The sequence below is a fragment of the Haloarcula sp. CGMCC 1.2071 genome (assembly GCF_037078445.1).
In the GTDB taxonomy this organism is placed as follows: domain Archaea; phylum Halobacteriota; class Halobacteria; order Halobacteriales; family Haloarculaceae; genus Haloarcula; species Haloarcula amylolytica.
The window spans coordinates 87,931-113,238 of the sequence record NZ_JAYMGY010000008.1 but is presented as its reverse complement, the minus strand read 5'-3'; the positions used below and the strand labels follow the sequence as shown (position 1 = coordinate 113,238).

Annotated in this window: 24 protein-coding genes; 11 read left to right on the top strand and 13 right to left on the bottom strand. The window is 65.2% G+C overall.

Features of this window, described 5'->3' with window-relative positions; all coding sequences use genetic code 11:
* The first annotated feature begins 74 nt into the window (after positions 1-74).
* Genes VI234_RS14975 through VI234_RS14960 form a run of 4 tightly spaced genes read left to right on the top strand, consistent with a single transcriptional unit; the run spans position 75 to position 4,045 of the window.
* The gene (locus VI234_RS14975; protein ID WP_146417253.1) at positions 75-1,190 is read left to right on the top strand and encodes a branched-chain amino acid ABC transporter permease; all 1,116 of its coding nucleotides are present in this window, start codon (positions 75-77) and stop codon (positions 1,188-1,190) included.
* A complete protein-coding gene (locus VI234_RS14970) occupies positions 1,187-2,470 on the top strand; it encodes a branched-chain amino acid ABC transporter permease (protein WP_336330466.1) in 1,284 nt (427 codons plus the stop codon). The genes VI234_RS14975 and VI234_RS14970 overlap by 4 nt, the downstream gene beginning before the upstream one ends.
* The gene (locus VI234_RS14965) at positions 2,463-3,293 is read left to right on the top strand and encodes an ABC transporter ATP-binding protein (protein WP_336330465.1); all 831 of its coding nucleotides are present in this window, start codon (positions 2,463-2,465) and stop codon (positions 3,291-3,293) included. Before VI234_RS14970 ends, VI234_RS14965 begins: the two co-directional genes overlap by 8 nt.
* On the top strand, positions 3,290-4,045 hold the full coding sequence (locus tag VI234_RS14960; RefSeq protein WP_336330464.1) for an ABC transporter ATP-binding protein: 756 nt from the start codon (positions 3,290-3,292) through the stop codon (positions 4,043-4,045). The genes VI234_RS14965 and VI234_RS14960 overlap by 4 nt, the downstream gene beginning before the upstream one ends.
* A 31-nt stretch (positions 4,046-4,076) precedes the next feature.
* Here the strand turns inward: VI234_RS14960 and VI234_RS14955 are convergent, their stop codons facing one another.
* From VI234_RS14955 to VI234_RS14945, 3 genes are all read right to left on the bottom strand, one after another.
* Complete coding sequence (locus tag VI234_RS14955; RefSeq protein WP_442905026.1) at positions 4,077-5,447, bottom strand: ABC transporter substrate-binding protein; 1,371 nt, start codon at positions 5,445-5,447, stop codon at positions 4,077-4,079.
* A 188-nt stretch (positions 5,448-5,635) separates the two neighbouring features.
* Positions 5,636-6,247, bottom strand: a complete 612-nt coding sequence (gene sod / locus VI234_RS14950) for a superoxide dismutase (protein WP_008309249.1) — start codon at positions 6,245-6,247, stop codon at positions 5,636-5,638.
* A gap of 182 nt (positions 6,248-6,429) precedes the next feature.
* Entirely contained in the window at positions 6,430-7,827 is a 1,398-nt protein-coding gene (locus VI234_RS14945; RefSeq protein WP_336330463.1) for a cryptochrome/photolyase family protein, read from the bottom strand.
* Between the two features lie 43 nt (positions 7,828-7,870).
* Here VI234_RS14945 and VI234_RS14940 point away from each other — a divergent pair, with 43 nt between their 5' ends.
* Both VI234_RS14940 and VI234_RS14935 read left to right on the top strand, forming a co-directional pair.
* On the top strand, positions 7,871-8,728 hold the full coding sequence (locus VI234_RS14940; protein WP_336330462.1) for an enoyl-CoA hydratase/isomerase family protein: 858 nt from the start codon (positions 7,871-7,873) through the stop codon (positions 8,726-8,728).
* A 149-nt stretch (positions 8,729-8,877) separates the two neighbouring features.
* Positions 8,878-9,396, top strand: coding sequence for an Lrp/AsnC family transcriptional regulator (locus VI234_RS14935; RefSeq protein WP_008309246.1), 519 nt, complete (start codon positions 8,878-8,880; stop codon positions 9,394-9,396).
* An 80-nt stretch (positions 9,397-9,476) separates the two neighbouring features.
* Here VI234_RS14935 and VI234_RS14930 read toward each other — a convergent pair whose 3' ends face one another.
* A complete protein-coding gene (locus VI234_RS14930; RefSeq protein ID WP_004517945.1) occupies positions 9,477-9,758 on the bottom strand; it encodes a UPF0058 family protein in 282 nt (93 codons plus the stop codon).
* 71 nt (positions 9,759-9,829) lie between these two features.
* Entirely contained in the window at positions 9,830-10,045 is a 216-nt protein-coding gene (locus VI234_RS14925; RefSeq protein ID WP_004517946.1) for a ribbon-helix-helix domain-containing protein, read from the bottom strand.
* A 267-nt stretch (positions 10,046-10,312) separates the two neighbouring features.
* On the opposite strand from VI234_RS14925, the gene VI234_RS14920 reads away from it, so the two are divergent.
* Complete coding sequence (locus VI234_RS14920; RefSeq protein ID WP_008309243.1) at positions 10,313-11,650, top strand: isochorismate synthase; 1,338 nt, start codon at positions 10,313-10,315, stop codon at positions 11,648-11,650.
* Positions 11,647-13,425, top strand: coding sequence for a 2-succinyl-5-enolpyruvyl-6-hydroxy-3-cyclohexene-1-carboxylic-acid synthase (gene menD, locus VI234_RS14915; protein WP_336330461.1), 1,779 nt, complete (start codon positions 11,647-11,649; stop codon positions 13,423-13,425). The genes VI234_RS14920 and menD overlap by 4 nt, the downstream gene beginning before the upstream one ends.
* Positions 13,426-13,429: 4 nt before the next feature.
* On the opposite strand, the gene VI234_RS14910 is transcribed toward menD, so the two are convergent.
* A complete protein-coding gene (locus VI234_RS14910) occupies positions 13,430-14,377 on the bottom strand; it encodes a DnaJ domain-containing protein (protein ID WP_336330460.1) in 948 nt (315 codons plus the stop codon).
* 58 nt (positions 14,378-14,435) lie between these two features.
* Entirely contained in the window at positions 14,436-14,744 is a 309-nt protein-coding gene (locus VI234_RS14905) for a hypothetical protein (RefSeq protein WP_336330459.1), read from the bottom strand.
* 95 nt (positions 14,745-14,839) lie between these two features.
* Here VI234_RS14905 and VI234_RS14900 point away from each other — a divergent pair, with 95 nt between their 5' ends.
* On the top strand, positions 14,840-15,799 hold the full coding sequence (locus tag VI234_RS14900; RefSeq protein ID WP_336330458.1) for a 1,4-dihydroxy-2-naphthoyl-CoA synthase: 960 nt from the start codon (positions 14,840-14,842) through the stop codon (positions 15,797-15,799).
* 21 nt (positions 15,800-15,820) lie between these two features.
* On the opposite strand, the gene VI234_RS14895 is transcribed toward VI234_RS14900, so the two are convergent.
* The 5 genes from VI234_RS14895 to VI234_RS14875 are packed head-to-tail and all read right to left on the bottom strand — an operon-like array spanning position 15,821 to position 20,494.
* Entirely contained in the window at positions 15,821-16,171 is a 351-nt protein-coding gene (locus tag VI234_RS14895) for a helix-turn-helix transcriptional regulator (RefSeq protein ID WP_004517952.1), read from the bottom strand.
* A 27-nt stretch (positions 16,172-16,198) separates the two neighbouring features.
* Positions 16,199-16,936 (bottom strand): NRDE family protein, encoded by a 738-nt coding sequence (locus tag VI234_RS14890; protein WP_336330457.1) that lies wholly within the window; start codon positions 16,934-16,936, stop codon positions 16,199-16,201.
* A 51-nt stretch (positions 16,937-16,987) separates the two neighbouring features.
* Positions 16,988-18,499: an AMP-binding protein gene (locus VI234_RS14885; protein WP_336330456.1), complete on the bottom strand. Its 1,512-nt coding sequence runs from the start codon at positions 18,497-18,499 to the stop codon at positions 16,988-16,990.
* A complete protein-coding gene (locus tag VI234_RS14880; RefSeq protein WP_336330455.1) occupies positions 18,492-19,538 on the bottom strand; it encodes a mandelate racemase/muconate lactonizing enzyme family protein in 1,047 nt (348 codons plus the stop codon). The genes VI234_RS14885 and VI234_RS14880 overlap by 8 nt, the downstream gene beginning before the upstream one ends.
* A complete protein-coding gene (locus VI234_RS14875) occupies positions 19,535-20,494 on the bottom strand; it encodes a 1,4-dihydroxy-2-naphthoate polyprenyltransferase (RefSeq protein WP_336330454.1) in 960 nt (319 codons plus the stop codon). The genes VI234_RS14880 and VI234_RS14875 overlap by 4 nt, the downstream gene beginning before the upstream one ends.
* A gap of 136 nt (positions 20,495-20,630) precedes the next feature.
* On the opposite strand from VI234_RS14875, the gene VI234_RS14870 reads away from it, so the two are divergent.
* Complete coding sequence (locus tag VI234_RS14870; RefSeq protein WP_014040321.1) at positions 20,631-22,250, top strand: long-chain-fatty-acid--CoA ligase; 1,620 nt, start codon at positions 20,631-20,633, stop codon at positions 22,248-22,250.
* 157 nt (positions 22,251-22,407) lie between these two features.
* Positions 22,408-24,654: a hybrid sensor histidine kinase/response regulator gene (locus VI234_RS14865; protein ID WP_336330453.1), complete on the top strand. Its 2,247-nt coding sequence runs from the start codon at positions 22,408-22,410 to the stop codon at positions 24,652-24,654.
* Between the two features lie 150 nt (positions 24,655-24,804).
* On the opposite strand, the gene VI234_RS14860 is transcribed toward VI234_RS14865, so the two are convergent.
* The gene (locus tag VI234_RS14860; RefSeq protein ID WP_336330452.1) at positions 24,805-25,239 is read right to left on the bottom strand and encodes a hypothetical protein; all 435 of its coding nucleotides are present in this window, start codon (positions 25,237-25,239) and stop codon (positions 24,805-24,807) included.
* Positions 25,240-25,308 lie beyond the last annotated feature (69 nt).

Below are 25,308 nucleotides of genomic sequence, written 5' to 3'. Positions count from 1 at the left end.
TGGCTTCTACACGGTTATTTCGTACGAATTTCCGGTGGGTTATTTAGACAGGAGGGTCCAACGAACGGTAACCTATGGGAATTGCTGAGTTCGCAAGAGACGGCCGCGTGGTGATGGGTGACCGGCCGGGGGCAGCAGTGGTGGCCGCCGTAAGTGGCTTCCTCTTGCTGGATTTAGTTGCAAAGCTCGCTGGGACAACCGTGTTCTTCCTCGGGACCAGGTTACTGGGGGGGTCCCTCACCGTGGGCTCGTTGCTCTCGATGGTGGTGGACGGACTGCTCGTCGGACTGGCGGTCGGCCTCGCCGGAATCGGCCTGTCGATGACGTACAGCATCCTCGACTTCGCCAACTTCGCACACGGGGACACAGTGACGGTGGGGGCGTTCCTGGGGTGGGTCGCCGCGTACATCACCGCCGGTCTCGGAACCGGAGCCCCGATTGCAGAACTGTTCATGCTCAACTCTGGACGGCAGTTGAGCACCGTTTCGACGTTCGCTCCGGTGCTTCTCGGTCTCGTCGTCGCCGGGGTCGGGTCAATCGGTATCGTGTTACTCATCGACCGACTCACCTATCGCCCCATGCGCGATACGGACAACATCTCCTTGCTGATCGCGTCAATCGGTGTCGCACTCGCATTGCGATACCTCATCGCGTTCGTCTTTGGCACGCAGACCAGCGGGGTCGCAAGCGGCGGGCTCCGAGTGACGGTGTTCTCGATGATCTCGGTCACCGACAACGAAATCACCCTGCTGGTGGTGTCGCTCCTGTTGATGCTTGGCGTCCACCTGCTGCTCCAACGGACGAAGCTCGGCAAGGCGATGCGGGCGATGGCCGACAACGAGGACCTCGCACGCGTGACCGGGATTCCGACCGAACGCGTGATCCGGCTCACCTGGATTCTCGGCGGCGGTCTGGCGGGCATCGGTGGCTACCTGCTCGTGCTGGAAAGCGGCACGATATCGTTCAACTTCGGCTGGATTCTGCTCCTGCTCATCTTCGCCGCTGTCATCGTCGGCGGTATCGGCTCGATATACGGGGCGATGGCCGGCGGGATCCTCATCGGACTGGTCGATAGCCTGGCCCTTATCTGGCTGCCGTCCGGGCTGACGCGGGCCTCCGCGTTCCTGGTACTCATCGTCGTCTTGCTGTTGCGCCCGTCCGGCATCTTCGGGGGGGTGTCGACCGCATGAGTACTGTTGACACTGTTCGAGACCGTCTGGACGCGCTTCCGGACGTGGGGCTGGTCGTCGGCTTCATCGCCAGTATCTGGGCCGTGATGCTCGTGCTGGCAATCGCTGTCGGCGGGGCGAACTGGGCGAACCTCGCCGCCGGCTTCATCGGCAGCGTGACCGTACTCATCGGCGGCTACGCAATCCTCGCGCTGGCACTGAATCTCCAGTGGGGGTACACTGGCCTGTTCAACATCGGCATTGCGGGGTTTATGGCCGTTGGCGCGTACACCACGGCGGTTCTCACTGCGCCAACTGACCCCGCCGCTGGAGCGGTCCCTGGGCTCGGCCTCCCGCTGTGGGTCGGCCTCATCGGCGGTATGGTTATGGCCGCTATCGTCGGCGGTCTCGCGGCGCTCCCGGCGCTCAGACTGAAAGCGGACTACCTCGCTATCGTGACAGTCGCGTTCTCGGAGATAATCCGACTCGTTGTCAACTGGAGCGGCCTCGCCGAGTTCTCGCTGTTCGGGGTGCCGGTCGGCACCGGCGGCGCGACCGGCATCTCGTTCAAGTCCGCGAACGAGGTGGCGTCAACACTTATCAACGGCGTCGGGCAGCCACTCGTCACTGCCGCGGAGGGCGTCGGCGTCTCCGGGCCGAACCTGGCGAATCTCACGTACGGGATACTCCTCCTGCTGGTCGTGGCCGGGAGCTACTGGGTGCTCGCCCGCATCACGAACTCGCCGTTCGGTCGCGTGCTGAAAGCGATCCGCGAGGACGAGACCGTGACCCAGTCTCTCGGCAAGGACACCCGCCAGTTCAAAATCAAGACGTTCATGATCGGCTGCGCGCTGATGGGACTGGCCGGTGTCCTGTTCCGCGGACAGGCGGGTTACATCAGCCCACAGCAGTTCAGACCGACGATCACGTTCTACGTGTTCGCGGCCCTCATCATCGGCGGCTCCGGGTCCAACACCGGCAGCATCGTCGGGGCGGCGACGTTCTCCGGACTGCTGTTCTATCTGCCGGCGCGACTAGGAGAGAACGTCTCGCTGGGCGGCACTCGCGCACCCGGCAACATCGTCGACGCGGTCGCCGGATTCGCGTCACTTGACCCGCTCCCTCTCCTCGCATACACCATTAGCAACGTCAGCACGCTCCGGTTCGTGCTCATTGGCGTCGTCCTGATATACATCATCCAGAACCAGCCGGACGGGCTGCTCGGCCACCGGAACGAACCTGCAACGAGTGTGAGTCTGGACAGACCACAGTCCGGGTCCGGAGGTGAGGCCGATGAGTGAACCCGAGGCCGCAGAGCAACGGGAGACGGCCGTCACGAGCGACGCTATCGACTCTCCCCTGCTCGTAGTCGACGGCCTCCGCAAGGAGTTCGGCGGCGTCGTCGCGGTCGACGGGGCGACGTTCTCCGTGGCAGAGGGGTCGCTCACCGGTCTCATCGGGCCGAACGGGGCCGGTAAGTCGACAACGTTCAACTGCATCACGGGCATTCACGAGCCGACCGGTGGGCGGGTCACCTTCGACGGTCAGGACATCACCGGACTCGCACCGTACACGCTCGCGAACCGGGGGCTGGTCCGGACGTTCCAGATCGCCCGTGAGCTATCGGACATGACCGTTCTGGAGAACGTGATGCTCGCACCGGGCGGACAGGCCGGGGAGTCAGTCGTCCGGTCGGTGACGCCGGGGCTTCGCGGGGACGTAATCAAGGACGAGGTGGCTGTCCGGGACCGCGCGTGGGAGACGCTGGAGTTCTTCGAGATCGACCACCTCGCCCACGAGAACGCCGGCAATCTCTCCGGTGGTCAGCGGAAACTGCTGGAGATGGCGCGGGTCCTGATGACCGACCCCGAGATGATTCTGCTGGACGAGCCGCTTGCCGGCGTCAACCCGACGCTGGAGGAGAAACTGCTGGAGCGGATCCACGAACTCCGCCGGGAGCAGGGGCTGACCTTCCTGCTCGTCGAACACGACATGGACGTCATCATGAACAACTGCGAACACATCATCGTCATGCACCAGGGAAGCGTCCTCGCCGAAGGGGACGCCGAGACTATCACGTCGGACGAGCGGGTACTCGAGGCGTACCTCGGAGGTGACGTATGAGCCAGCGCGCGACGGAGTCCGAGACCGTCACCCTCCCCGACCCGAGCGAACGCCTCCTCGCAATCCGGGACCTCGATGCCGGCTACGGCGACCTGCAGGTCCTCAGCGACGTCCACATGGACGTTGCGGACGGCGAGTACGTCGTTATCGTCGGCCCGAACGGGGCCGGCAAGTCGACGGTGATGAAGTCCGTCTTCGGCCTGACGACGTACATGGGCGGGGACGTCATCTTCGACGGGACCGACATCAGCCGGCGCAACCCCGACGAGATCATTTACGAGGGCATCAGCTACGTCCCCCAGACCGGCAACGTGTTCGGGTCGCTGAGCGTGCGCGAGAACCTCGAAATGGGCGCGTACATCCTCGATGAAGTCCCAGAGGACCGCATCGAGGAGGTGTACGAGCGGTTCCCCATCCTCCGGGAGCGGTCCGACCAGTCGGCCGGGACGCTGTCGGGCGGGCAACAGCAGATGCTCGCCATGGGCCGGGCGCTGATGCTCGACCCCGACCTGCTGTTGCTCGACGAGCCCTCCGCCGGGCTGGCCCCGGACCTCGTCGACGATATGTTCGACCGTATCGACCGCATCAACGACGACGGGACGGCGATTCTGATGGTCGAGCAAAACGCCAAGGAAGCGCTCCGGCGGTGTGATCGGGGCTACGTGCTCGTCCAGGGTCAGAACCGCTACGAGGACGAGGGGACGGTTCTCCTCAACGACGAGCAGGTCCGTCAGGACTTCCTCGGCGGGTAACTCGAAAAAAGAGCCGGCGCTGACAGACCCGTTATTGGTTCATCGCGCTGTTGATTTCAGACGTGTAGGAGGACTGCTGTTGCTCGAAGCCGACCTGGTTCACGATGGTCCCGCCTTCCGCTTCGAACGCGCCGGCGAACGCCTCCTGTAGCGCCTGGCCGTAGCTGTTGTTCACGTACAGCGTCGATGCGGTCTCGGCACCGAGTTCGTCCACGCCGACTTGCGCCAGAACCTGCCCCTGCAGCGCGTCGCTGGGCGGGGTTCGGAACATATAATCGTTGTCTTCGAGGTCGGTAATCGTCGGCGACGTGGACGCAGGCGAACAGCCGACGACGCCGCTGTCGACGAGCACGTTTCTGGCGACCTGTATCGACGTCTCGGAGCTGGCCGCTCCGGTGATCGACGGATACCCCTCGCTGACGAGGGAGTTGGCCGCGTCGATGCCCGCCTGTGCCTGGGTCTGGGTGTCACCGACCTGGTAATCGAACTCGAAGTCGACCTCGCCTTCGAGTTGCAGGGCCGGGAGGATCGCCCCGTCGCGGATCGGCCTGCCGAGCGGCCCGAGATCGCCGGTCTCAGGCATCAGCACACCGAACCGGACCGTTCGTCCGGGGTCGCTGCCAGAGCCGTTCGGTTCCGGTTGCGGGATGTCGTCGCCCGCGTCGAAGTCGACGGTGTTGAGCGTATCGACGCCCCCACCGTCCTGAAAGCCGAAGACCTGGTACTGCGCCGAGGCCATGTCCCCGTTTTCGTCGAAGTCGACTGCACTCGAAGCCCCCTCGTACTGAATGTTCTCGCCCGCGGCGGCCGCTTCGACGGCCGCTGGCAGTTCGGAGGGGCCGTACGTGTCGCCGCCCGGATTGGCGACGACACGCATATGATCTCGGACGGCCTGTCCGTCGTTTTCCCCGGCCAGCAGGTTGGCGAGAATCTGGACCGCTGTCGCGTCGTAGGCCTGTGACGTGAACACGCCGGCCTCGTCGTAGTCGAACTCGGAGGTGAACTGCTCCGTGAACGTATCGACGCCGGGCCCGGCCGCTGACGGGGCTGTGCCGCGGACGTTCGACATGTCGTCACCGACGTTACTCGGCAGTTCGCCGTCCTGCAGTCCGTCGGTGACGAGGATGTCGGCGGCGTCGTCGCCGTAGTCGGCGTAGAAGTCCTTGAACAGTTGCACACCGCTCTGGGGATAGCCGACGACCATCAACACGTCCGGCGATTCCGGGCCGCTGTCGCCACCCGAGTCGGTCCCGGTACCGGTCATCCCACCATCGCCGCCGTCTCCGCCGTCTCCGCCGTCAGTCTGTTCGGTTGAACAGCCTGCCAACCCACCAAGCAGACCCACGGTGCCTATCGCCCCAGTGCGCTTCATGAACGCTCGCCGATTGGTATCGCGACTCATACCACTTACCACTGATTCACATCTTATAAAACTATATCCTCCCGTAACCTTGCTGTTCCGTAGTCTGCTCCAGTCACGCCGATATTTTTTGTTGTCGGCGTTAGATATTAACGCCGGAGAAACCGCTATCGGCCCAGACGTCGCTCGGACTCTCAGCACATCCGCGAAAAAACGTCGAGTGTCGCCCCTTATTCGACGCGGCCGACGACCTTGTCGTACTCTTCAGCGGCCTTGTCCCAGTCGACAACCTCGAAGAAGGCGTCGATGAAGTCGCCGCGAGCGGGGCCGTAGTCGTAGTAGTAGGAGTGCTCCCAGACGTCGAGCGCGAGGATTGGATGGGAGCCCCAGAGCGCGCCCTGGTCGTGCTTGTCGACCGGCACGTTGCGCAGTTGCTTGGCAACGGGGTCGTACACGAGCAGCGCCCAGCCGCCGGCGGCTGATGCGGCGGCTTCGAACTCGCCCTTCCAGCCTTCGTAAGAGCCGAAGTCCTCCTCGATGCGGTCGAGGAGCTCGCCTTCCGGCTCACCGCCGCCGTTGGGGTCCATGTTCTCCCAGAACAGCGTGTGGAGATAGTGCCCACAGCCGTTGTGGGTGACGTTGCCCATGGCAGCCGCGCTCGAACCGAAGTCACCGGATTCGCGGTTCTCTGCGAGCGTCTCCTCGGCCGATTCGAGGCCGTTTACGTACCCCTGGTGGTGGGTGTCGTGGTGCCAGGTGAGCACCTGTTCGGAGATGTGTGGCTCCAGTGCGTCGTAGTCGTACGGGAGCGGTGGCAGTTCGGGATTGGAATGTTCGGGCATATGAAAACGCCTCCATCACTATCTGTCGCGCGGCTGCCTGTTAAACGTTTAGGAGCCATTTGGTATCACTGTACACGGACAGCGGGACGGAACCGTAACTGTCCGTTGTTGCACCGCCACATATCGGCTCCGCCGCGGGTGTAAGTGTTCAGGAGAGTCCAGCACAGCAGAATGTTCCCATCCTAGTCGTCACCCCTGGCCCGCTCGAACATCGAGAGGGCCTGTTCGCGGCGCTTGCTGTGGTCGACAACGGGGTCAGGATACTCCGGGGCGGCGTTGCGCCGCTGGGTGAGCGAGCAGTCGTTCCAGTCGTGGATTACTTCGGGCGCGGCGTCCCGCAGTTCCGGGACGTACTCCTTGATGTACTCGGCGTCCGGGTCGTAGTCTTCGCCCTGCGTCATCGGATTGAAGATGCGGAAGTAGGGCTGAGCGTCGGTCCCCGTGGAGGCCGCCCACTGCCAGCCGCCGTTGTCGTTGGCCGTGTCGTGGTCGACCAGTTTCTCCCGGAACCACTCGTAGCCGTGGCGCCAGTCGACGAGCAGGTCCTTCGTGAGGAAGGAGGCGACGATCATCCGGACGCGGTTGTGCATGTACGCCTCCTCGCGGAGCTGTCTCATTCCGGCGTCGACGATGGGATAGCCCGTCTCACCGTCCTTCCAGGCCTGCAACAGCTCCTCGTCGTTTTCCCACTCGATAGGGTTCTCGTAGGACTTGTAGTTCGAGCTGACGACGTGCGGATGGGCAAACAGCACCTGTGTGTAGAACTCCCGCCAGGCTAGCTGGGACTGGAACTCCCGGACGGACTCCCGTCGGTCACCGCCAGTCCCCTCTTTGGCGTCCTCGGTGCGGTCGTACACTTCGCGGATGCCGATGGTCCCGAACTTCAGATGAGCCGAGAGCCGCGAGGTGCACTCGTCGGCCGGGAAGTCCCGGCGCTCCTCGTACTCGTAGACGTTCTCGTCGAGGAAATCATCGAGCAGGGCGCGTGCTTCGTCGGTCCCCGCTGCGGGCACGTCCGCCTCTGGCTCATCGAAGCCGAGGTCGGCCAGCGTCGGGAGCGCGTCGCCGTCGACATCAGCCAGTTCGTCGGCTGACGGGGGTTCGTAGGGGGCCGTCTTCTCGCGGTCGTGCCACTTCCGGCCGAAGTAAGTGAAGACGCTGTAGGGGTCGCCGTCGTTCGTCGTGATCTCGCCCGGTTCGTGCAACACGGCGTTCTGGACCGCTTCGCGAGCAACGTCCGCGTCGTCGAGCGCTTGCCGGACCACTGCGTCGCGATCCCGAGCGAGTCCGGAGTAGTCTTTGCCCCAGGTGACCGTGTCGACGCCGTATTCGACCGCCAGGTCCGGGATGACGGCGGTCGGGTCCCCGCGGGCGACGACGAGGTCACTGCCGCGGTCGCGGTACCACTCGCGCAAGCTGTCGAGAGCGTCCAGCATGAACGCGACCCGGGGCGGGCCGGCGTGGTCGAGAACGGCCCTGTCGAAGACGAACACCGGGACAACGGGGTCGGACGGGGTCGCCGCGGCGAGGCCGGCGTTGTCCGTCGCCCGGAGGTCACGGCGATGCCAGTGCAGGCGCATACCTAGTACACGGACTAGCCCGGGCAAAAGGTACTGCCCAACGATGTTGGTCTGGCAGGCGCTGACGGACACCACTGTTATCTTTCCGCCGGTCGAGAGCCACCACATGGAAGATGCGACAGTGACGCTGTCTGTCGACGACGGGATTGCCACAGTGACGCTGAACCAGCCGGAGTCGCGAAACGCTCTGTCGGCGGAGTTGGCCGAAGCACTCACTGCCCGGTTCGAATCGGTGACCGACAGCGACGCCCGGTGTGTCGTGCTGGAGGGCGCGGGCCCGGCGTTCTGTGCCGGCGGGGACATCAATGCAATGCTACAGGGAGTGAAGCACGACCGACCGCCGGCCACACAGGTCGAACTGGTGGTCTCGTCACTCCACGAAGCGATCCGGACCGTCCACAGCTGTCCCCTCCCGGTCGTCGCGAAAATCGACGGCCCCGCCTTCGGTGCCGGTGCGGGACTTGCGCTGGCCTGTGATATACAGGTTGCGAGCACTGCCGGCCAGATCGGCTTCGGCTTCCGCCAGGTCGGACTGGCGAGTGACTCCGGCGTCTCCTATTTCCTTCCGCGAATCGTCGGCCCGAACAAGGCCAAGGAACTGCTGTTCACCGGCGAACTGCTGGACGCCGAGGCGGCCGGGGAACTCGGGCTGTTCACCCGGGTGTTCGACGCGGAGACGTTCGAATCGGAGTTTTCGGAACTCGTCGCCGACATCGCCGCTGGACCGACGGTCGCGCTCGGCCACGCCAAGCGGTTAGTCAACCGGAGTCTGGACAGTTCGCTGGAGCAGGCACTCGAAAACGAAGCCACCGCACAGGGCGTCGCTTTCACGACCGACGACCACGAGGAGGGCGCAACCGCGTTCGTCGAGAAACGTGACCCGGAGTTCACGGGTCAGTAAACTGATTACTGTGACCAGCGTCAGGACTGGTCCACCCAGCCACCACCGGAGAGACAGATGCCAGCTACGATCCATCTCACACCGGACCGAGCATCGACCGGAACCACGACTACCCGCTCTTTCTCCCACAAGTGGAGGGCGACTGTAGCATGACCGACGACCCCCCGGACTGGGAGTTCAGCGAGCGGGACATGTACATTCTGCGCGAACTCTCGGCGGACCCACAGCGGTCGTCCCGCGAGCTTGCGGACTTGCTGGAGTCCGAATACGGCATCGACGTGTCCCATGTAACGGTCAGCGAATCGATCCGGGAGATGCGCGCCGCGGGCGTCTTCCGGGAGACAATCGTCCCGAACGAGGAACTGTTCAATTTCGCGCTGTTCGAGTTCAAGTTCAACCCCGAGCATTTCGCCGACTCTTGGCACGACGCGATGGTCGCTATCCGGGACGACCGGCACACGCTGTTTTACTTCCTCTCCGACGGCGAGTATCAGTGGAAGTCAGTGATGATGTTCCCGAGTCGGACGGCCGAATCCCGCTGGATACACGACTTCTACAAGGACCACGGCGACGTGATTCAGAACATCCGGAACTCAGTCGTCCACAACGTCCTGAAATTCAAGACGGACCCGGAGCTGTTCACCGAACTCGACGGAGAGCGGTCGTAACCAAGGGGGAGAGCGATCGTAACCAAGGGAAGGCAGATCGAGATAAAGACGAGAGAGACTGCGACTCGATAGCGTCGTGCTTACAGTTTCCGCTCGGCGTCTTCGGCCAGTTCCTTCATTCGCTTGCTGACCCGGCCCGCATCCGAGAACTCGTCTTCGCTCATCGCCGTCGCCAGGGAGTTCCCGAGCACGAACACGGCGTGTTTATGCTCGCTTTTCGACTTGTGGACATCCGATGGCCGCACGTCGAGTTCCTGATAGGCGTCGAAGAGGTCCGGGTCGACCGAGTCCATGTCGTCGCGGAAGTACTCCATGATCGTCACCATCTGCTCGTGTAGCTCGAGAAGCTCGTCTTTGTGCATAGCTACAGTATGCGGTGGCACGTCCATAAGAATTGCTTGAGAAGGGATACCAGACGCTCACGCCCGTATTTTCAGAAGACGTACTCGTCGTCGTGGCCCATCATGCCGTCTTCTTCGAACCCTGGCTCCTCGTCTTCGTCCTGTGGTCCGGAGGTTTTGTACGCCTTGAGCCCGGTCGACAGGAGGTCCTCGATGGCTTCCTCGCGGTTGAGGAACTCGCCTTTCTCGACGAGCTGCGCGATCTGCATCTCCAGGTGTTCCGGGATATTGATCTCTACCTTAGGCATCGCAACATAGGGGGCTTCGACTATGCCCTATTTAAACCTGACGGGGGTGTGTTCGCAGATTGCAGAATTACAATTGTAGAACCGTGAGAGGAAATTCGTAAACTCGGAGATTAATTTCCGCGAATCTGAACCAATAGCCGGCAGAGTACGTGGCGGGCCAGAACGGCGTGAAATCGACAGTTCCACCGTGTCCCTCTGATTGATTCCGACTACGCAGAATCGAGCGTATAGTTAGGCTCAAAGGTGCGCAATCCTAAGGCATTGCTGATGGAACCACTGCGTGGTGACGAGACGACGGTTGGTGAGACAACGGTCGTCGCACGCGGGTGTCGCCTCGACGATGCACCGGTTCGGGCGGTACTCGAAACGGACGCTCGCCCCCGGTTCTTCTGGGCGGCCGGTACAGAGTCAATCGCGGCCCGCGGGAGCGCGGCGACTGTGACTGCCGACGGGCAGTCGCGGTTCGACGACGTGCGGACAGCGCTCGAGGCGCTGTTCGCTGACTGCTCAGTTCCCGACGACCTCCCGAGCGCCGCCCGACCGCGAGCGTTCGGTGGGTTCGCTTTTCACAACGGAACGCACGAGGAGGCGGACTCTCCCTGGGACGGGTTCCCCAGTGCGGCGTTTTTCCTCCCCGAGATACAGGTAACCAAGAAAGACGACGACGCCTGGCTCACAACGGTCGCGACAGGTCCCGAGGCCGCGACCGAAGCGGAGACGCTGCTTGAGGAGTGGCGCGACCGACTGGTCGCAGACTCCGAGAGCGAGCCGGGAATCCCACCGGGGATCTCACACCGGGAGCGCACGCCGACACAGGACGGCTGGCGCGAGCAGGTGGCGGCCGCCGTCGCGAGCGTCGACCGCGGCGACCTGCAGAAGGTCGTGCTCGCCCAGAGCCTCAGCGCCACGTTGGACACGGAGCTCTCGGTCCCGGACGTGATGGCGCGGCTGTCTCGAACCTACCCGGACTGCTACCGGTTCATGCTGTCACCGGATGCCGGCGGCACCTTCTTCGGGGCCACGCCGGAGCGGCTGGTGTCGGTCCGCGGACGGACGGTGCGCACGGAGGCGCTCGCCGGCTCGACGGGGCGGGGCGACACACCTGCCGAGGACGAGTGGCTCGCCGCCGAACTCCTCGACAGCGAGAAGGACCGTCACGAACAGAAGCTCGTCGCCGACGCGATACGAGACCAGCTGGAACCGTTCGCCTCGACAGTCCGTATCGGCGACCGGACCATCCGCCGGCTCGCCACGGTCCAGCACCTCCGGACGTCGATAACGGCCGAACTCGACGACGACGAGCACGTCCTCTCGCTAGTCGAAGCGCTTCACCCGACACCGGCTGTCGGCGGGCTGCCGCCGGACGCGGCGCTGCGAACTATCCGCGAGACAGAGGCGTTCGACCGCGGCTGGTACGCCGCCCCGATTGGCTGGGTCGACGCCGCCGGCAACGGCACCTTCGCCGTCGGCATCCGGTCGGCCGTCGCCACGGAGCGCGAGGCGACGCTGTTTGCGGGCGCGGGCATCGTCGCTGACAGCGACCCCGACCGCGAGTGGGACGAGGTCCAGCTCAAATACCGGCCGATACTCGACGAACTAGAATGACTGCCCCGAACGTCAACACGCTGTGGGCGGAGACGCTCGTTTCCGAACTCGCCGAGGGTGGCGTCGACGCGGTGTGTCTCTCCCCCGGCAGTCGCTCGACGCCGCTGACGGTGGCATTCGCCGAGCACCCCGACATCGACGTGTTCTCCCACCTCGACGAGCGCTCGGCGGCCTTCTTCGCGCTGGGACGCGCCCGCCGGACCGGCGAGCCGACGCCGCTGGTCTGTACTTCCGGGACCGCCGCGGCGAACTACCACCCGGCGGTCATCGAGGCGAACCAGTCGGGCGTCCCGCTGCTCTTGCTGACGGCGGACCGACCGCCCGAGCTCATCGACAGCGGAGCAAACCAGACCGTCGACCAGGAGAAACTGTACGGCGACGCCGTCCGCTGGTATCGGGACATGCCCGAACCCGAGGCCGAGCCACGGAAGGTTCGGATGCTGCGGACCACCGCGGCCCGCGCGCTCGCGGAGAGTACCGGAGCCGACCCGGGACCGGTCCACCTGAACTGTCGGTTCCGGAAGCCCCTGGAGCCGACGCCGATACCCGAGGAGGACCCGGCGGGCGTTTCGGCCGACTGGGCGGACGGCGACGACGCGGCCGAAACCGGACGCGACGGACCGTTCGTCACGACGAGCGAGGGCGTCGCCACTCCGGACGAGCGGACGGTGCGCCGCGTGCGAGACGCGCTCCGGGCCGCCGAACGGGGACTCATCGTCGCCGGGCCCGCCGATGACGGGCTCAGTACCGCATCGCTGGAACGACTGGCGTCAGCTACCGGCTTCCCCGTCCTCGCGGACCCGCTCTCTGACCTTCGGTTCGGCCCGCACGTCGACCGGCTTGACGTGCCGGTCTGTGGCGGCTACGACGGCTATCTCGGCAGCGACGGCGTCGACGAGTGGAGCGACCCCGATGTCGTCGTCCGCTTCGGCGCGTCGCCGACCTCAAAGCCGCTGCGTCACTACCTCCGGGACGCCGACTGCCAACAGTTCCTCGTTGACCCGGCCGGCGGCTGGTCGGAGGCCGAGTTCACGGCGACGGACCTGCTCGTTGCCGACCCCGACGCCACCGCGGATGCGCTCGCGGCAGGGTCGCTGGGTAGCGTTGCGGCGTCGTGGCGCGAACAGTTCGCCAGGGCGGAACAGACCCACTGGGACGCCGTGAGCGAAACCGCCGCGGAGACCTACTGGGAAGGCGGCGTCCTCTCTGACGTGGCCGCGCTGGCCCCAGACCCGGCCACGCTGTTCGTCTCCAACAGCATGCCGATACGGGACATGGACCGCTTTGGCCGCCCCCGTGACGCCGACCTGACCGTGCTGGGCAACCGCGGGGCCAGCGGTATCGACGGCATCACGTCGACGGCGCTCGGGGCCGGGAGCGCGACGGCGGACCCGCTCGTGCTCGTCACCGGCGACCTGGCGTACTACCACGACATGAACGGCCTCCTCGCGCTCGGTCGCTGTGCGGTGGACGCGACGGTCGTCCTCATAAACAACGACGGCGGCGGCATCTTCCACATGCTCCCAATCGAGGACCACCCAACCTTCGAGGACCAGTTCCGGACGCCACACGGGCTCGATTTCGCGCCGACGGAGGCGCTCTATTCGCTGGAGTTCGAACGGGTGGCTGACCGCCGGCAGTTCCGCGAGCGGTTCGCCGAGTCAGTCCGGGCCGACGGGACGCAGGTCATCGAGGTCCAGTTCGACGCGGACGACAGCCACGCAGTCAGAGACCGGCTTGCCGAACAGGTCGCCGAGAGCATCGCTGGCGACTGATCTTTCAGAGCCGTAACACGGACGCTGTCAGCAGCGACAGTCCGAACGGAAGCCACGTCCCTGACAGCGCGAGCGCCCCAATGAGCGAGAACGCGCTGATGTTCAGCGTGACCAGCAGCACCGTCGTCGTCAGACTCCAGCTCCCGAACACCATGATCGCGATAGTGGGTTCGGACTGGAGGTAGCCCACCATGAAGAGGGTACAGACCCCGATTGTCAGGTTGACCCACAGCGGGAACGCCGGGAGCAGCGCGCTGAACAGCATTACCGGATAGAGCGCAAAGGTGATGGCAAACAGCGTCAGCCCCCGGCCGGTCGGCATTTCGAGGAGCGGCCCGCGCGAGAGTGTGTCGGTCTGGCGGACGGAGTACGCGGACGACGAACTCCAGGTGGCACCGCTGCCGGCATTGTCGCTGAAGCCGCTGGTCGCGGTAGTCTCGGAGCGCCGGGCCGACTCTGCGTTCGACGCAGTCGCCGTCCCGCTGGCCCCATCTGTCGACTGCTCGTCGTTCGACGACGCCTCTGCAGCAGCGGTCGAGCGTCCGTCCTCGGCGACGCGGTCCCTGGCGGCCCGTTCGCGTTGTGCTCGCTCTCGGGCGTTCGTCCGAGCTGTACTGCGGTCAGTGCTCGCTTCGGCCCGGTCGCCAGCCGACGCAGACCCGTCATAGCCCGCACGCCGTGCCGCTTCGGCCGCGTCACTGCCGCTGCCCTCCACTATGTTGCTCTCGCCCGCGACGTAGGCGTCGTGACCCACCCGGTCGTACCGCGCCCGCTCGTCCTCGTCGGTGAGCACGTCGCGGGCTTCGATGAGCCGCTGTGTCGCCTCGCCGGCGTCGGACGCGTCGCTCACGTCGGGATGGGTCTCCTTCAGTCGCTCCCGATAGGCCGCTTCGATAGCTGCCGTCGACGCGTCGGTTGAAACGCCCAGTACCTCGTAGAACGACTCTGTCATGCCGGGCCTAGCACCTGCCGGCGAGCGACCGACGCTAGCCGCCGGCTACCGCGCTCTGTCACTCGTTCTCGACGCCCCCTTCGGTCTCTGTACCGCGTTCGTAGGACTCCGACGGCCGCTGGTAGTCCCCGGCAGATCCAGTGGACTCCTGCTCCCGGGCGCGAACCGAAGCGAGCTGTTCCAGCGCCGTGGCAATTCGTTCGAGCGTGAAGATGAACCGCACGACCAGATACAGTAGCCAGGGGACCACGGCCACGATCAGCCCGAGCAGAATCTGCTGGACGATGATGAGACTGTACAGGACAACAACGATGGAGAGGCCCGCGAGTATCCCCATCATTGTTTTCTTATTCGATGTGGAGGGCATCGCTAGTCGGTTCAGGTGCGCGACACCAAAGGGTTTCCTCCGCTATGGTAGCACGTACGAGGAATCTTTTTGCGAGGGCCGTCCCGAGCCACGGTATGGTCTCTGAAATATTCGACCCGGAGCGGTGGGCGGCCATCGACCGGTTCGACTTCGCCGACATCACCTATCACCGCTCGACCGACACGGGCGCGGTGCGTATCGCCTTCGACCGGCCGGAGAAGCGCAACGCCTTCCGGCCGGAGACAGTCGACGAACTCGCGACGGCGCTGGACCACGCCAAGCGCCAGACCGACGTTGGCTGTGTCCTCCTGACCGGGAACGGCCCCTCGCCGAAGGACGGCGGCTGGGCCTTCTGTTCCGGCGGAGACCAGAGCATCAGGGGCGAAAGTGGGTACGAGTACAGCGAGTCGCCACGCGACTCGAACACGACGAGCGGGGAGCAAAGCGACCCGCGAGACACAGAAGCCAGCGACGGTGTGGAAGACGACGCGCCAGAGAACGTCGGCCGGCTCCACATTCTCGAAGTCCAGCGCCAGATCCGCCACATCCCGAAACCCGTCGTCGCCGTCGTCCCGGGATGGGCCGTCGGCGGCGGCCACTCGCTGCACGTCGTTTGTGACCTCACGCTCGCCAGCGAGGAGCACGCGAAATTCCTCCAGACGGACCCCGACGTGGGGAGTTTCGACGGCGGCTTCGGCTCGGCGTATCTCGCGCGACAGGTGGGCCAGAAGAAGGCCCGGGAAGTGTTCTTCCTCGGCAAGACCTACGACGCCAAAGAGGCCGCCGACATGGGGATGGTCAACGACGTGGTGGCCCACGAGGACCTGGAAGACACCGCTATCGAGTGGGCCGAGCGGATGAACGAGAAGTCACCGACGGCGATGCGGATGCTGAAATACGCGTTCAATCTCGACTCCGACGGGATGGTCGGCCAGCAGGTGTTCGCCGGCGAGGCGACGCGGCTGGCGTACATGACCGACGAGGCCCAGGAGGGACGGGACGCGTTCAACGAAGGGCGCAAGCCGGACTTCGACGACGTGCCGTGGCACTACTGACTCACGCCGCGGGACTGTCGGTCAGTCCTCGTAGGCGAGGGTCATGACCCACTGCGAGAAGGTGTCGTCGTGGGGGTCCACCTCTTCGTCGCCGATGAACGGCGAGAGCTGGTCACCGGCCATCAGAAGCGAGAAGTCGAGGTCGCGGGCCGCGGGCGTCAGGTAGTACGTGTTGTGCCCCTCGTACACCGTCTCCTCACGCTGGATGAGGTCCTTCTCGAACAGGGACTCGACGATGCGACTCCCCTTCCGCGAGGAGACGTCGAGTTCCTTCCAGAAGTCGCTCTGGTGGATGCCACCGGACTCCCGAATCAGTTCGAGCCCGGCCCGCTCGCCGTCAGAAAGGTCCGCCTCCGACGCTGCTGAACTCATGTATTGTGTACACCGTGAGACGGCCGCTTAAATCTGACCTTCGACCGGGCGGTAGGGCGTCCGGCACGGTGGCCCATCTGCGTACTGATACTCCCTGTCGGCACCCAGCGTGATGAGCGACGACGACCGCGTGCCGAACCCGTTGCCGTGGACGCAGACGCCGTACTCGTGGTCGCTGATGGTGTCGCCCGCGCGGTCCATCCACTCGTCGGCGGATTCACCGGGCTCCGGAACCAGCGCCTCGCGCAGCCGCGTCGCGTTGTTCGCCTGCTCCTCGCCGGCGTCGGGACGGTGGGCCGGAATCCGGTAGTCGCCGTCCGCGCCGACGTTGACGACGACGTGAACGCCGGGCTGGAAGTTCCGGACCGCGAGTTGGCCGTCCCATTCCAGCAGGACGGCGGCGTTCTCGTCGGCCAGCAGGAGGTTGAAACCGTCGTACTCGGCGTCTCTGGTCGCCTGTTCGACGGCCCGAGCGGCCGACTCAGCGCTCTCGTGGCTCAACGTGTCCCGGACGAGGAGCCCGCGCGAGCGGTCGCCAGCTAGATCGGCGTCGACCCAGCGATTGGTCACCGCCGCCAGCAGCCCCTGCTCGTTGTAGCCGATCCACGTCCCGTCGGCCTCTTCGTCGGCCGGCGCGACGACGCGACTGCCCCAGTGACGCTGCTGTGGCGGCTGCGACGGCCTTTCAAGCCGCTCGTCGCGGTTCGCCGCGACCGCGACCGGCGTGTCGTCAAAGACCTGCCACGCGAGGACGATTGTACACACAGGACTGCATACACTGCGGACGTAGAAAACCGCTTGGCTCGGCGTCCCGAACTACTGGGTTGAGTCGCCAGATTCGCCATCTTCATAAAGCCGCGACCGAACCGCAGACCGGTCGACAGTCCCCGAGGCCGTCCGCGGGAGCGCGTCAGCGATCTGAACCGTCTTCGGGACTTCGTACGGCGCGAGTCGCTCGGCGCAGTGGTCGCGAACCGCCGCGGGCGAGATGTCCCCGACGACCAGCGCGGCGACGCGCTGGCCCCATTCCTCGTCGGAGAGCCCCACGACGGCCGCTTCGGCAACTGCTGAATGGTCGCGAATCGCCGCGGCGACCGTGCTCGCGTCGACGTTCTCCCCGCCGGTCACGATCTGGTCGTCGACACGACCCTCGACCCAGAGATGGCCGTCCGCGTCCCGGTAGCCGATGTCGCCGGTCCGGAACCCGTGGTCGCTGAACGAGCCGCCGTCGCCGTTCAGGTAGCCCGGTGTCACCGTCGGCCCGTCGACGACGATTTCTCCTCGCTCGCCGGGGCCGCACGGTTCGCCATCAGCGACGACCGTCACGTCGGTGAACACGAGGGGCTGGCCGACGGTGCCGCTGTGCTCGAACGCCGTCTCGGGTCGCGCCGTCGCTATCTGCGAGGCGGTTTCGGTCATCCCGTAGGTCGGACAAACCGGGAGGCTCCGTTCCTGACAGCGCTCGATGAGTGATTCGCTGGCCGGCCCGCCGCCGAGCAGGACGAAGCGAAGCGAGGCCGGCGGTTCCCAGCCCGCCTCAAGCAGCCGCGAGAGCATCGTCGGCACCAGCGAGACGCCCGTCACTGACCGGTCGGCGATGACCTGCTGTGTCGCCTCGGCGTCGAAGGAGCGCTGAACGACGACGGCGGTGCCGTACAGCGCGCTTCGGACGAACGGGGCCAGCCCGCCCATGTGGTAGGTCGGCAGGCAGACCAGCCAGCGGTCGGTAGGCACGACGCCGAGGCGGTACGAGGACGCGACGGCGCTGGCGACGAGGTTGCCGACGGTCAGCCGGACGCCCTTCGGCTCGCTGGTGGTTCCCGAGGTGAAGATGACCAGTTGGGTGTCCGTCCGGGACAGGGTCGCTGGTGTCACGCGGGCAGATATGTCCGTAGGCTCGTGGTCTGTCGCTGCCGCCCCAGACAAGCCTTCGTCGACGGAGACGACCGGATAATCGGCTGTTTCGGCGGCCAGCGAAGCAGTTCCCTCCCCGCAAACCAGCAGGTCAGCGTCGACCGCCGAGAGCTGCGTCCGGAGCGTCTCCGCGTCGAGTTCGACGTTAAGTGGCGCGAGCGTCGCGCCCAGTCGCATCGTCGCGAACAGGACCGTCCCGACCGCTGGCTGGGTCGGCAAGAGCGTCGCGACGGTGGCGTCCGGGGCGTCGATCCGCCGGTCGAGTTCGGCAGCCACCGCATCGACAGCGGCGTCGAGTTCCCGGTAGGTGACCGCGTTCCCGGAGTCCGCCGCGACCATCGCCGTCCGGTCAGGCGTCGTGTCGGCGCGGTGGGCGACGAGGTCTTGTGTCGGCCAGTCAACAGGGTCACGCATCCGTTCCCACCTCCGCCGGGTCCAGGCCGATGCCGGTCTCTTGGGGGACCGACATCGTCCCGTCGGTTACTGTCGTCGGGTCCACTGCGAGGTCGGCAGCGAGTCGGTCCCCGGTCGCCAGGCCACAGGCCCCGACGTCGGGAATCGCGGCAGCGACGTGCAGCGCCGCGAGGCGGGCGACGACGGCATCGATGGTCGTCGTGACGACCGGTTCGACGCCCTGCTCGCGGGCCCGGAGCGCCAGCGTGTGGGCGTTGCCGGGGCCGCCGAGCACCATCGGTTTCAGTATCAGCACGTCGGCCGCGTCGGCGTCGAGCACGCTGTCGACCCGGCGGTCGGCGAGCGACTCGTCGAGCGCGACGCCGACGCCGTTGCCCCGAAGCACCGCGTGCCCGGCGAGGTCGTCGGCCGGGAGCGGCTGCTCGACGTAAGCCACGTTCAGCGGCGCGAGGCGGTCGAAGGCGTTCTCGGCCTGGTCGCGGGACCACGCACCGTTGGCGTCGGCGCGAAGCGTCACGTCGTCGCCCACCCGCTCGCGGACGGTCCGAACGCGCGCGACGTCCTCGTCGACGGTGCGCTTCCCGACTTTGAGCTTACAGCAGTCGTAGCCGGCTTCGACAGCCTGCTCGACGGCGTCGGCTGTCTCGGCCGGTGACCCGTCGCCGACCGTCGCGTTGACGGGAACCCGGTCACATCGCCTGTCAGAATCGAACCACTGGTACAGCGGCACGCCGTCGGCCCTGGCGTCGGCGTCCAGCAGCGCGGTCGCAAAGCCGTGCCGGGCGGCGGGGACGGACGCGGCGTCGAGCGAGAGGAGAATGTCGGTGTGGCCGCCGTCGATTGCAACCGTGGCCGCGTCGTCGAGCCCGCGCCGGCAGTCGTCGAGCGACTCCGTCCAGCCTGGGAGCGGCGTGGCTTCGCCGACGCCCGTTTCGCCGCGGTGGTTGTAGCGGACGACGAACCCTGAACGCTGGCTGATAGTCTCGCGGGCGGTGGCGAGCGGACTCGAGAGCGGGAGCGAGAACGGGTCGACCTTCATAGTAGCTGTGGGACAGCGAGTCCCAGCGCGAACAGAACGGAGTGGACGAACAGCGTCTGCCCGACCCGTTCGAGCGTCGGATTCAATGCGTCGCCGCCGGTCTGTGTGAGGACTGTCTTCGAAATAATCGCCGCCAGTGGTAGCGTCAGCAGGGGGGTCAGTGCCGGCAGGCCGTACTGGCTGTCGAGGGCGAACACGACCGGGACGACGTAGGCCATCCCGACCATCAGGAGGAACTCGACGCGGCTCCACCCGTAGCCCAGATAGACGGCCAGCGTCTTCTTGCCGGCGGCGCGGTCCGTCTCCCGGTCGCGGATGTTGTTGACGACGAGAATCGCGGTCGACAGGCCGGCCGCCGGGAGACTCGCTGTAATGGCGGCGGCAGTGACCGACCCCGGCGGTAGCGTCATCGGGAACGTGCCGACGCCGCTTGCGCTCGCAACGGCCTGCACGTAGTAGGTCCCGGTAACAGCGACAAGGCCGAAGTAGACGAACACGAACAGGTCGCCCAGGCCGCGGTAGCCGTAGGGGAACGGACCGCCGGTGTAGAGAATCCCGGCGGCGATACCCGAAAGGCCGACGACGACGATGGGCAGACCGCCGACGGCGACGAGATAGATACCGATGACGACTGCGAGCCCGTAGGTCGCGATCATCGCTCGTTTGACCTCGTCAGCGTCGATGAGGCCGCCAGCCGTCACGCGGGTGAACCCCTCGCGCTCATCGGTGTCGGCCCCCTTCACCGCGTCGTAGTAGTCGTTCGCGAAGTTCGTTCCGACCTGGATGAGCAGCGCGCCCACCAAGGCTGCGACTGCCGGCAACGGAGCGAAGACGCCGGCGTGGACTGCCAGCCCCATTCCGACGATGACCGGCGCGGCCCCGGCAGGCAGTGTCTGTGGCCGCGCGGCCATCACCCACGCCTGCCGCTTCGAGACGTCCGCCGTCGCTGTACTCATTGGTGAAATCTGGGGACGCTATCCTCAAAGCGGCTGTGGTTCGACGGAACTCCCCAAATATGACCCGTTCGCGTGACAGCAAGATCAGGGGTGTATCACAACCACTTTATCATGATTAACCATACGATAGCCTGAGATGCATAAGCCACTGCTGACCACGGATTTTCTCGACCGGGCGCGGGAATACTACGGCGACAAAGAGGCTGTCGTCGCCACGACCGGTGAGCGGTTCACGTACGACGAGTTCGGCGAGCGAGCTGACGGGTTCTCGGCGGCGATGGCTGCCCGTGGCATCGAGAAGGGGGACCGGGTGGCCGTGCTGGACCCGAACACGCACTACCAGCTCGAAGCGGCCTACGGGACCATGCAACTGGGCGCGGTCCACACGCCGCTGAACTACCGGCTCGTGCCGGACGATTTCGAATATATCCTCTCGGACGCCGAGGTCGACGCCGTCTACGCGGACTACGAGTACGCGGATAAAATCGAGCCGATCCGCGACGAGGTTCCCACTGACATCTTCGTGACCAACGACACGGACGCCGTCGACGGCGACTGGGAGTCCTTCGACGAGATCATCGAGGAGGCGGGAACCGACTACGAGCGCCCCGAGATGGACGAGGACGACCTCATCACCATCAACTACACGTCCGGAACCACCGGCGACCCGAAGGGCGTCTGCCGGACCCACCGGACCGAGACGCTCCATGCCTACATCGTCGCGCTCCACCAGGAGATCTCGGACGACGACGTCTACCTCTGGACGCTGCCGATGTTCCACGTCAACGGCTGGGGCCACATCTTCTCGGTCACCGGCATGGGCGCGAAACACGTCTGCACTCGCGGCGTTGACGCCGAGGGCATCTTCGACGCCGTCAGGACCGAAGACGTCTCCTATCTCTGTGGCGCGCCGACGGTACTGAACATCCTTGCGGACCGCTACGAGGACCACGACGGGGAGATCGAGACGACCGGTGCCAACGACGTGCGCATCGCGACGGCCGGCAGCGCGCCGCCGGAGGCCGTCATCCGAACCGTCGAGGACGACTTCGGCTGGTATCTGAAACACGTCTACGGCGCGACCGAAACCGGCCCGCTCGTCACGACCTCCGACGCTCGCCGCTTCTTCGAGGACGGCAGCGACGCCCGCTTCAGCGTCAAGAAGCGCCAGGGCATCGGCTACCTCGGAACGGACGTCCGGGTCGTCGACGAGGACGGCAACGACGTACCACACGACGACGAGACGCTCGGGGAAGTCGTCGTCCGCGGCAATCAGGTGATGGACCGCTACTGGAACAAGCCCGAACAGACGGAGGAGGCCTTCTCCGACCGCGTCGAGGGCTACTATCACATGGGCGACCTGGCGACAGTCGACGAGGACGGGATGATCGCCATCCGCGACCGCAAGAAGGACATCATCATCTCAGGCGGCGAGAACATCTCCAGCATCGAACTGGAGGACACGCTCTACGAACACGACGCCGTCAGCGACGTCGCGGTTATCCCCGCGCCGAGCGACGAGTGGGGCGAGACGCCGAAGGCCTTCGTCGTCCCGAACTCCGGTGACCCCGACAACCCGGGCGTGACGGCCGAGGACCTCCGGAACTTCACCCGAGAAGAACTGGCGACCTACAAAGTCGTCCGCCGCGTCGAGTTCGTCGAGGAACTGCCCACGACAGCGACCGGGAAAGTCCAGAAGTACGAACTCCGCGAGCAGGAGTGGGAAGACGAGGACGAGATGGTCGGTCAGGGATAGAAGCAGCCAACAGACAGAAAATATCAGAAAAGTGTGATATTCTTCGGGACGAAATATATCCCAGAATGACCGTTAACGGCGTCGATATGTCACCTTCTGAGCACAGAGACGGTCTTTTAACTCGGCGTCCTGTAATGTGTGACTACTGGGCAAAGTTATGACTGATATCGCTGGGACGATGCGTATTCTCCACGTCGACGACGAGCCGGGATTCGCCGACATGACGGCGACGTTTCTCGAACGCGAGGACGACCGGCTGGACGTGCAGGCCGCGACGAGCGCCGCGGCGGGACTGGAAATCCTGACCGACACCGACATCGACTGTGTCGTCTCCGACTACGACATGCCCGACCGGAACGGGATTCAGTTCCTCGAAGCCGTCCGTGAGAAGTACGGTTCGCTCCCCTTCATTCTCTACACCGGCAAAGGCTCCGAAGAGATCGCCAGCGACGCGATCTCGGCCGGCGTCACCGACTATCTGCAGAAGGGGAGCGGCACCGACCAGTACGCGGTGCTCGCCAACAGAATCACGAACGCTGTCGAGTCTCAGCGCGTCAAGCGGGAGCGTAACCGCCAGCTCGATGCTATCGAGACCGCACAGGAGGGGATCAGCATCCTCGACGAAGACGGCCAGTTCATTTTCGTCAACGAGGCCTACGCCGACCTCTACGGCTACGAACCGGACGAGATGGTCGGCGAACACTGGGAGCTGCTGTACGAAGATACGGATGTTCCACACGTCCACGAAGAGATAATGCCGACTGTCGAAGAAACCGGGTACTGGAGCGGGACGACGACCGGGCTCCGCGCCGACGGGAGCACGTTCACCGAAGACCACGTACTCGCGCGGACCGACCGTGGTGAGTTAGTCTGTACTGTCCGGGATGTCACCGATCAGCGAGATGGTAAACAGGAACTCGCCCGAACCAAACGTGCCATGGACGAGGCACCGGTCGGGATTACGATTACCAGCCCCGAACAGGAGGATAACCCGATCACCTACGCGAACAGGCGGTTTCTGGAGCTGACCGGCTACACGGAGTCTGAGGTCCTCGGCCGAAACTGCCGGTTCCTGCAGGGCGAGGAGACCGAGTCCGAGCCAGTCGACACGATGCGAGCGGCCGTTGACGAGGACGAACCCGTGTCGGTCGAACTCCGGAACTACCGGAAGGACGGAACGATGTTCTGGAATCAGGTGACTATCGCCCCGGTCCGCGACGACGACGGCACAGTCGTCAACCACGTCGGGTTCCAGCAGGACATTACTGAACGGAAGGAACACGAACACCGCCTCAAAGCGCTCAGTGAGTCGGTACAGGACCTCCTTCAGGCAGACACACGCGAGGAAGTCGCCGAGATCGGCGTCGAGACGGCGCGCACCGTGCTCGGGCTCGAAGCGAACACGATCCACCTCTACGACCCGGACGAACGGACCCTCGAACCGATCGCCGCCTCCGACGGAGTGTATGATATAGTTGACGAATTGCCAACATTCAGGCCGGGAGACAGCATCGCGTGGCGCGTCTACGAGTCCGGCGACGCACTCGCTATCGATGACGTCCATGCAGATCGGGACGTCTATAACCAGGACACGCCGGTCAGAAGCGAGCTATTTCTCCCCCTCAGCGGGCACGGAATCCTGTTGGCCGGATCAGAGACAGCCGCGGCGTTCGACCAGCAGGACGTCGTCCTCGGGGAGATTCTGGCCGGGCACGTCACCAGCGCGCTCAACCAGATCGAAGGAACCGAACAGTTACGCGACCGCGAGCGGGACCTCAAACAGCACAACGACCGGCTCGAAGCGTTTACCAGCGTCGTCTCGCACGACCTGCGGAATCCGCTGAACGTCGCCCGGGGACGACTGCAACTGGCACGCGAGGAGTGCGAGAGCGAGCATCTGGCCGCTGTCGAGCGGGCACACGAGCGGATGGACACGCTGATAACGGATCTGCTCACACTGGCACGCGACGGTGAGACCGTGACCGACCGGGAGCCGGTCGCGCTCGAACCGCTCGTGGATAGTTGCTGGTCGAACGTCGAGACGGCCGATGCCACGCTCGTCACAGATATCGACCGGACCGTCCTGGCAAACGAGAGCCGTCTGAAGCAGCTATTCGAGAACCTCGTTCGGAACGTGGTCGAGCACGCCGGACCGGACGTGACCGTGACGGTCGGGGCGGTAGACGACGGGTTCTACGTCGCGGACGACGGCCCCGGAATCCCCGAGAAGGACCGTGAGGCGGTGTTCGAAGCCGGTTACTCGACGAGCACGGAGGGGACCGGGTTCGGGCTGAGTATCGCCAGACAGGTCGCAGAGGCACACGGCTGGGAGATAAGCGTTCGCGACAGTGCAGACGGCGGCGCACGCTTCGAAATCACCGGCGTCTCGTTTGGCGATGTGTAGCGACTGGCGGGGCGTCCTTTTGCAGTCTTACTGGCAGCCGCACAGAGACGGCCGTCGCTTCGCCACCGTTCGATGATGAGCGACGCTAGCTATCAGGAGCAGATATCTCTGCCCCGTTCGGCCGCAAAAACGTCGGCAAGTCGTGTTCCGTTAGTCTTCGAGCGCGTCGGCGATGCGGTCGAGCGAGCGTCGCATGTCGTGGACTTCGTCCCGGAGCTTTCGCATCTCACGGGTAAGTTCCTCGTTGTCGTTGCCGCCCGATTCCTCGTGCTGCCCTGGCGGGCCGCCGCCCATGCCGCCGGGGCCGCCCGGACCGGGGCCGCCGGGGCCGCCGCCCATCATGCCGCCCATCATCTGCGCGAAGGGGTTGCCCCCGCCCATGCCGCCGGGGCCGCCGCCACCGCCCATCATCTCTTCCATGCGCTCTTCGCGGCTCATCTCTTCGCCGTCGCCCTCGCCTTCTTCGCGCTCCTCGGCGCGCTGCTGTCGGATCTCCTCGACCCGCTCGCGGAAGGACTTCTCCTCGCCGCCGTCCTCGGTCGCGTCCGCCGATTCGTCAGCGTTTTCGGGTTCGTCGTCTGCCATACGCCCGGTTTTGGTTGGCCCGCTGAAAAGGGTTGTCGTCCGAAGACAGGCCGCGTAAACGGCCGGCCA

Bases quoted from the DNA above. Each gene is read 5' to 3' on its own strand.
- VI234_RS14975 (WP_146417253.1), top strand. From the start codon at position 75: ATGGGAATTGCTGAGTTCGCAAGAGACGGCCGCGTGGTGATGGGTGAC.
- VI234_RS14970 (WP_336330466.1), top strand. From the start codon at position 1,187: ATGAGTACTGTTGACACTGTTCGAGACCGTCTGGACGCGCTTCCGGAC.
- VI234_RS14965 (WP_336330465.1), top strand. From the start codon at position 2,463: ATGAGTGAACCCGAGGCCGCAGAGCAACGGGAGACGGCCGTCACGAGC.
- VI234_RS14960 (WP_336330464.1), top strand. From the start codon at position 3,290: ATGAGCCAGCGCGCGACGGAGTCCGAGACCGTCACCCTCCCCGACCCG.
- VI234_RS14955 (WP_442905026.1), bottom strand. From the start codon at position 5,447: ATGAGTCGCGATACCAATCGGCGAGCGTTCATGAAGCGCACTGGGGCG.
- sod (WP_008309249.1), bottom strand. From the start codon at position 6,247: ATGCCCGAACATTCCAATCCCGAACTGCCACCGCTCCCGTACGACTAC.
- VI234_RS14945 (WP_336330463.1), bottom strand. From the start codon at position 7,827: ATGCGCCTGCACTGGCATCGCCGTGACCTCCGGGCGACGGACAACGCC.
- VI234_RS14940 (WP_336330462.1), top strand. From the start codon at position 7,871: ATGTTGGTCTGGCAGGCGCTGACGGACACCACTGTTATCTTTCCGCCG.
- VI234_RS14935 (WP_008309246.1), top strand. From the start codon at position 8,878: ATGACCGACGACCCCCCGGACTGGGAGTTCAGCGAGCGGGACATGTAC.
- VI234_RS14930 (WP_004517945.1), bottom strand. From the start codon at position 9,758: ATGCACAAAGACGAGCTTCTCGAGCTACACGAGCAGATGGTGACGATC.
- VI234_RS14925 (WP_004517946.1), bottom strand. From the start codon at position 10,045: ATGCCTAAGGTAGAGATCAATATCCCGGAACACCTGGAGATGCAGATC.
- VI234_RS14920 (WP_008309243.1), top strand. From the start codon at position 10,313: ATGGAACCACTGCGTGGTGACGAGACGACGGTTGGTGAGACAACGGTC.
- menD (WP_336330461.1), top strand. From the start codon at position 11,647: ATGACTGCCCCGAACGTCAACACGCTGTGGGCGGAGACGCTCGTTTCC.
- VI234_RS14910 (WP_336330460.1), bottom strand. From the start codon at position 14,377: ATGACAGAGTCGTTCTACGAGGTACTGGGCGTTTCAACCGACGCGTCG.
- VI234_RS14905 (WP_336330459.1), bottom strand. From the start codon at position 14,744: ATGCCCTCCACATCGAATAAGAAAACAATGATGGGGATACTCGCGGGC.
- VI234_RS14900 (WP_336330458.1), top strand. From the start codon at position 14,840: ATGGTCTCTGAAATATTCGACCCGGAGCGGTGGGCGGCCATCGACCGG.
- VI234_RS14895 (WP_004517952.1), bottom strand. From the start codon at position 16,171: ATGAGTTCAGCAGCGTCGGAGGCGGACCTTTCTGACGGCGAGCGGGCC.
- VI234_RS14885 (WP_336330456.1), bottom strand. From the start codon at position 18,499: ATGCGTGACCCTGTTGACTGGCCGACACAAGACCTCGTCGCCCACCGC.
- VI234_RS14880 (WP_336330455.1), bottom strand. From the start codon at position 19,538: ATGAAGGTCGACCCGTTCTCGCTCCCGCTCTCGAGTCCGCTCGCCACC.
- VI234_RS14875 (WP_336330454.1), bottom strand. From the start codon at position 20,494: ATGAGTACAGCGACGGCGGACGTCTCGAAGCGGCAGGCGTGGGTGATG.
- VI234_RS14870 (WP_014040321.1), top strand. From the start codon at position 20,631: ATGCATAAGCCACTGCTGACCACGGATTTTCTCGACCGGGCGCGGGAA.
- VI234_RS14865 (WP_336330453.1), top strand. From the start codon at position 22,408: ATGACTGATATCGCTGGGACGATGCGTATTCTCCACGTCGACGACGAG.
- VI234_RS14860 (WP_336330452.1), bottom strand. From the start codon at position 25,239: ATGGCAGACGACGAACCCGAAAACGCTGACGAATCGGCGGACGCGACC.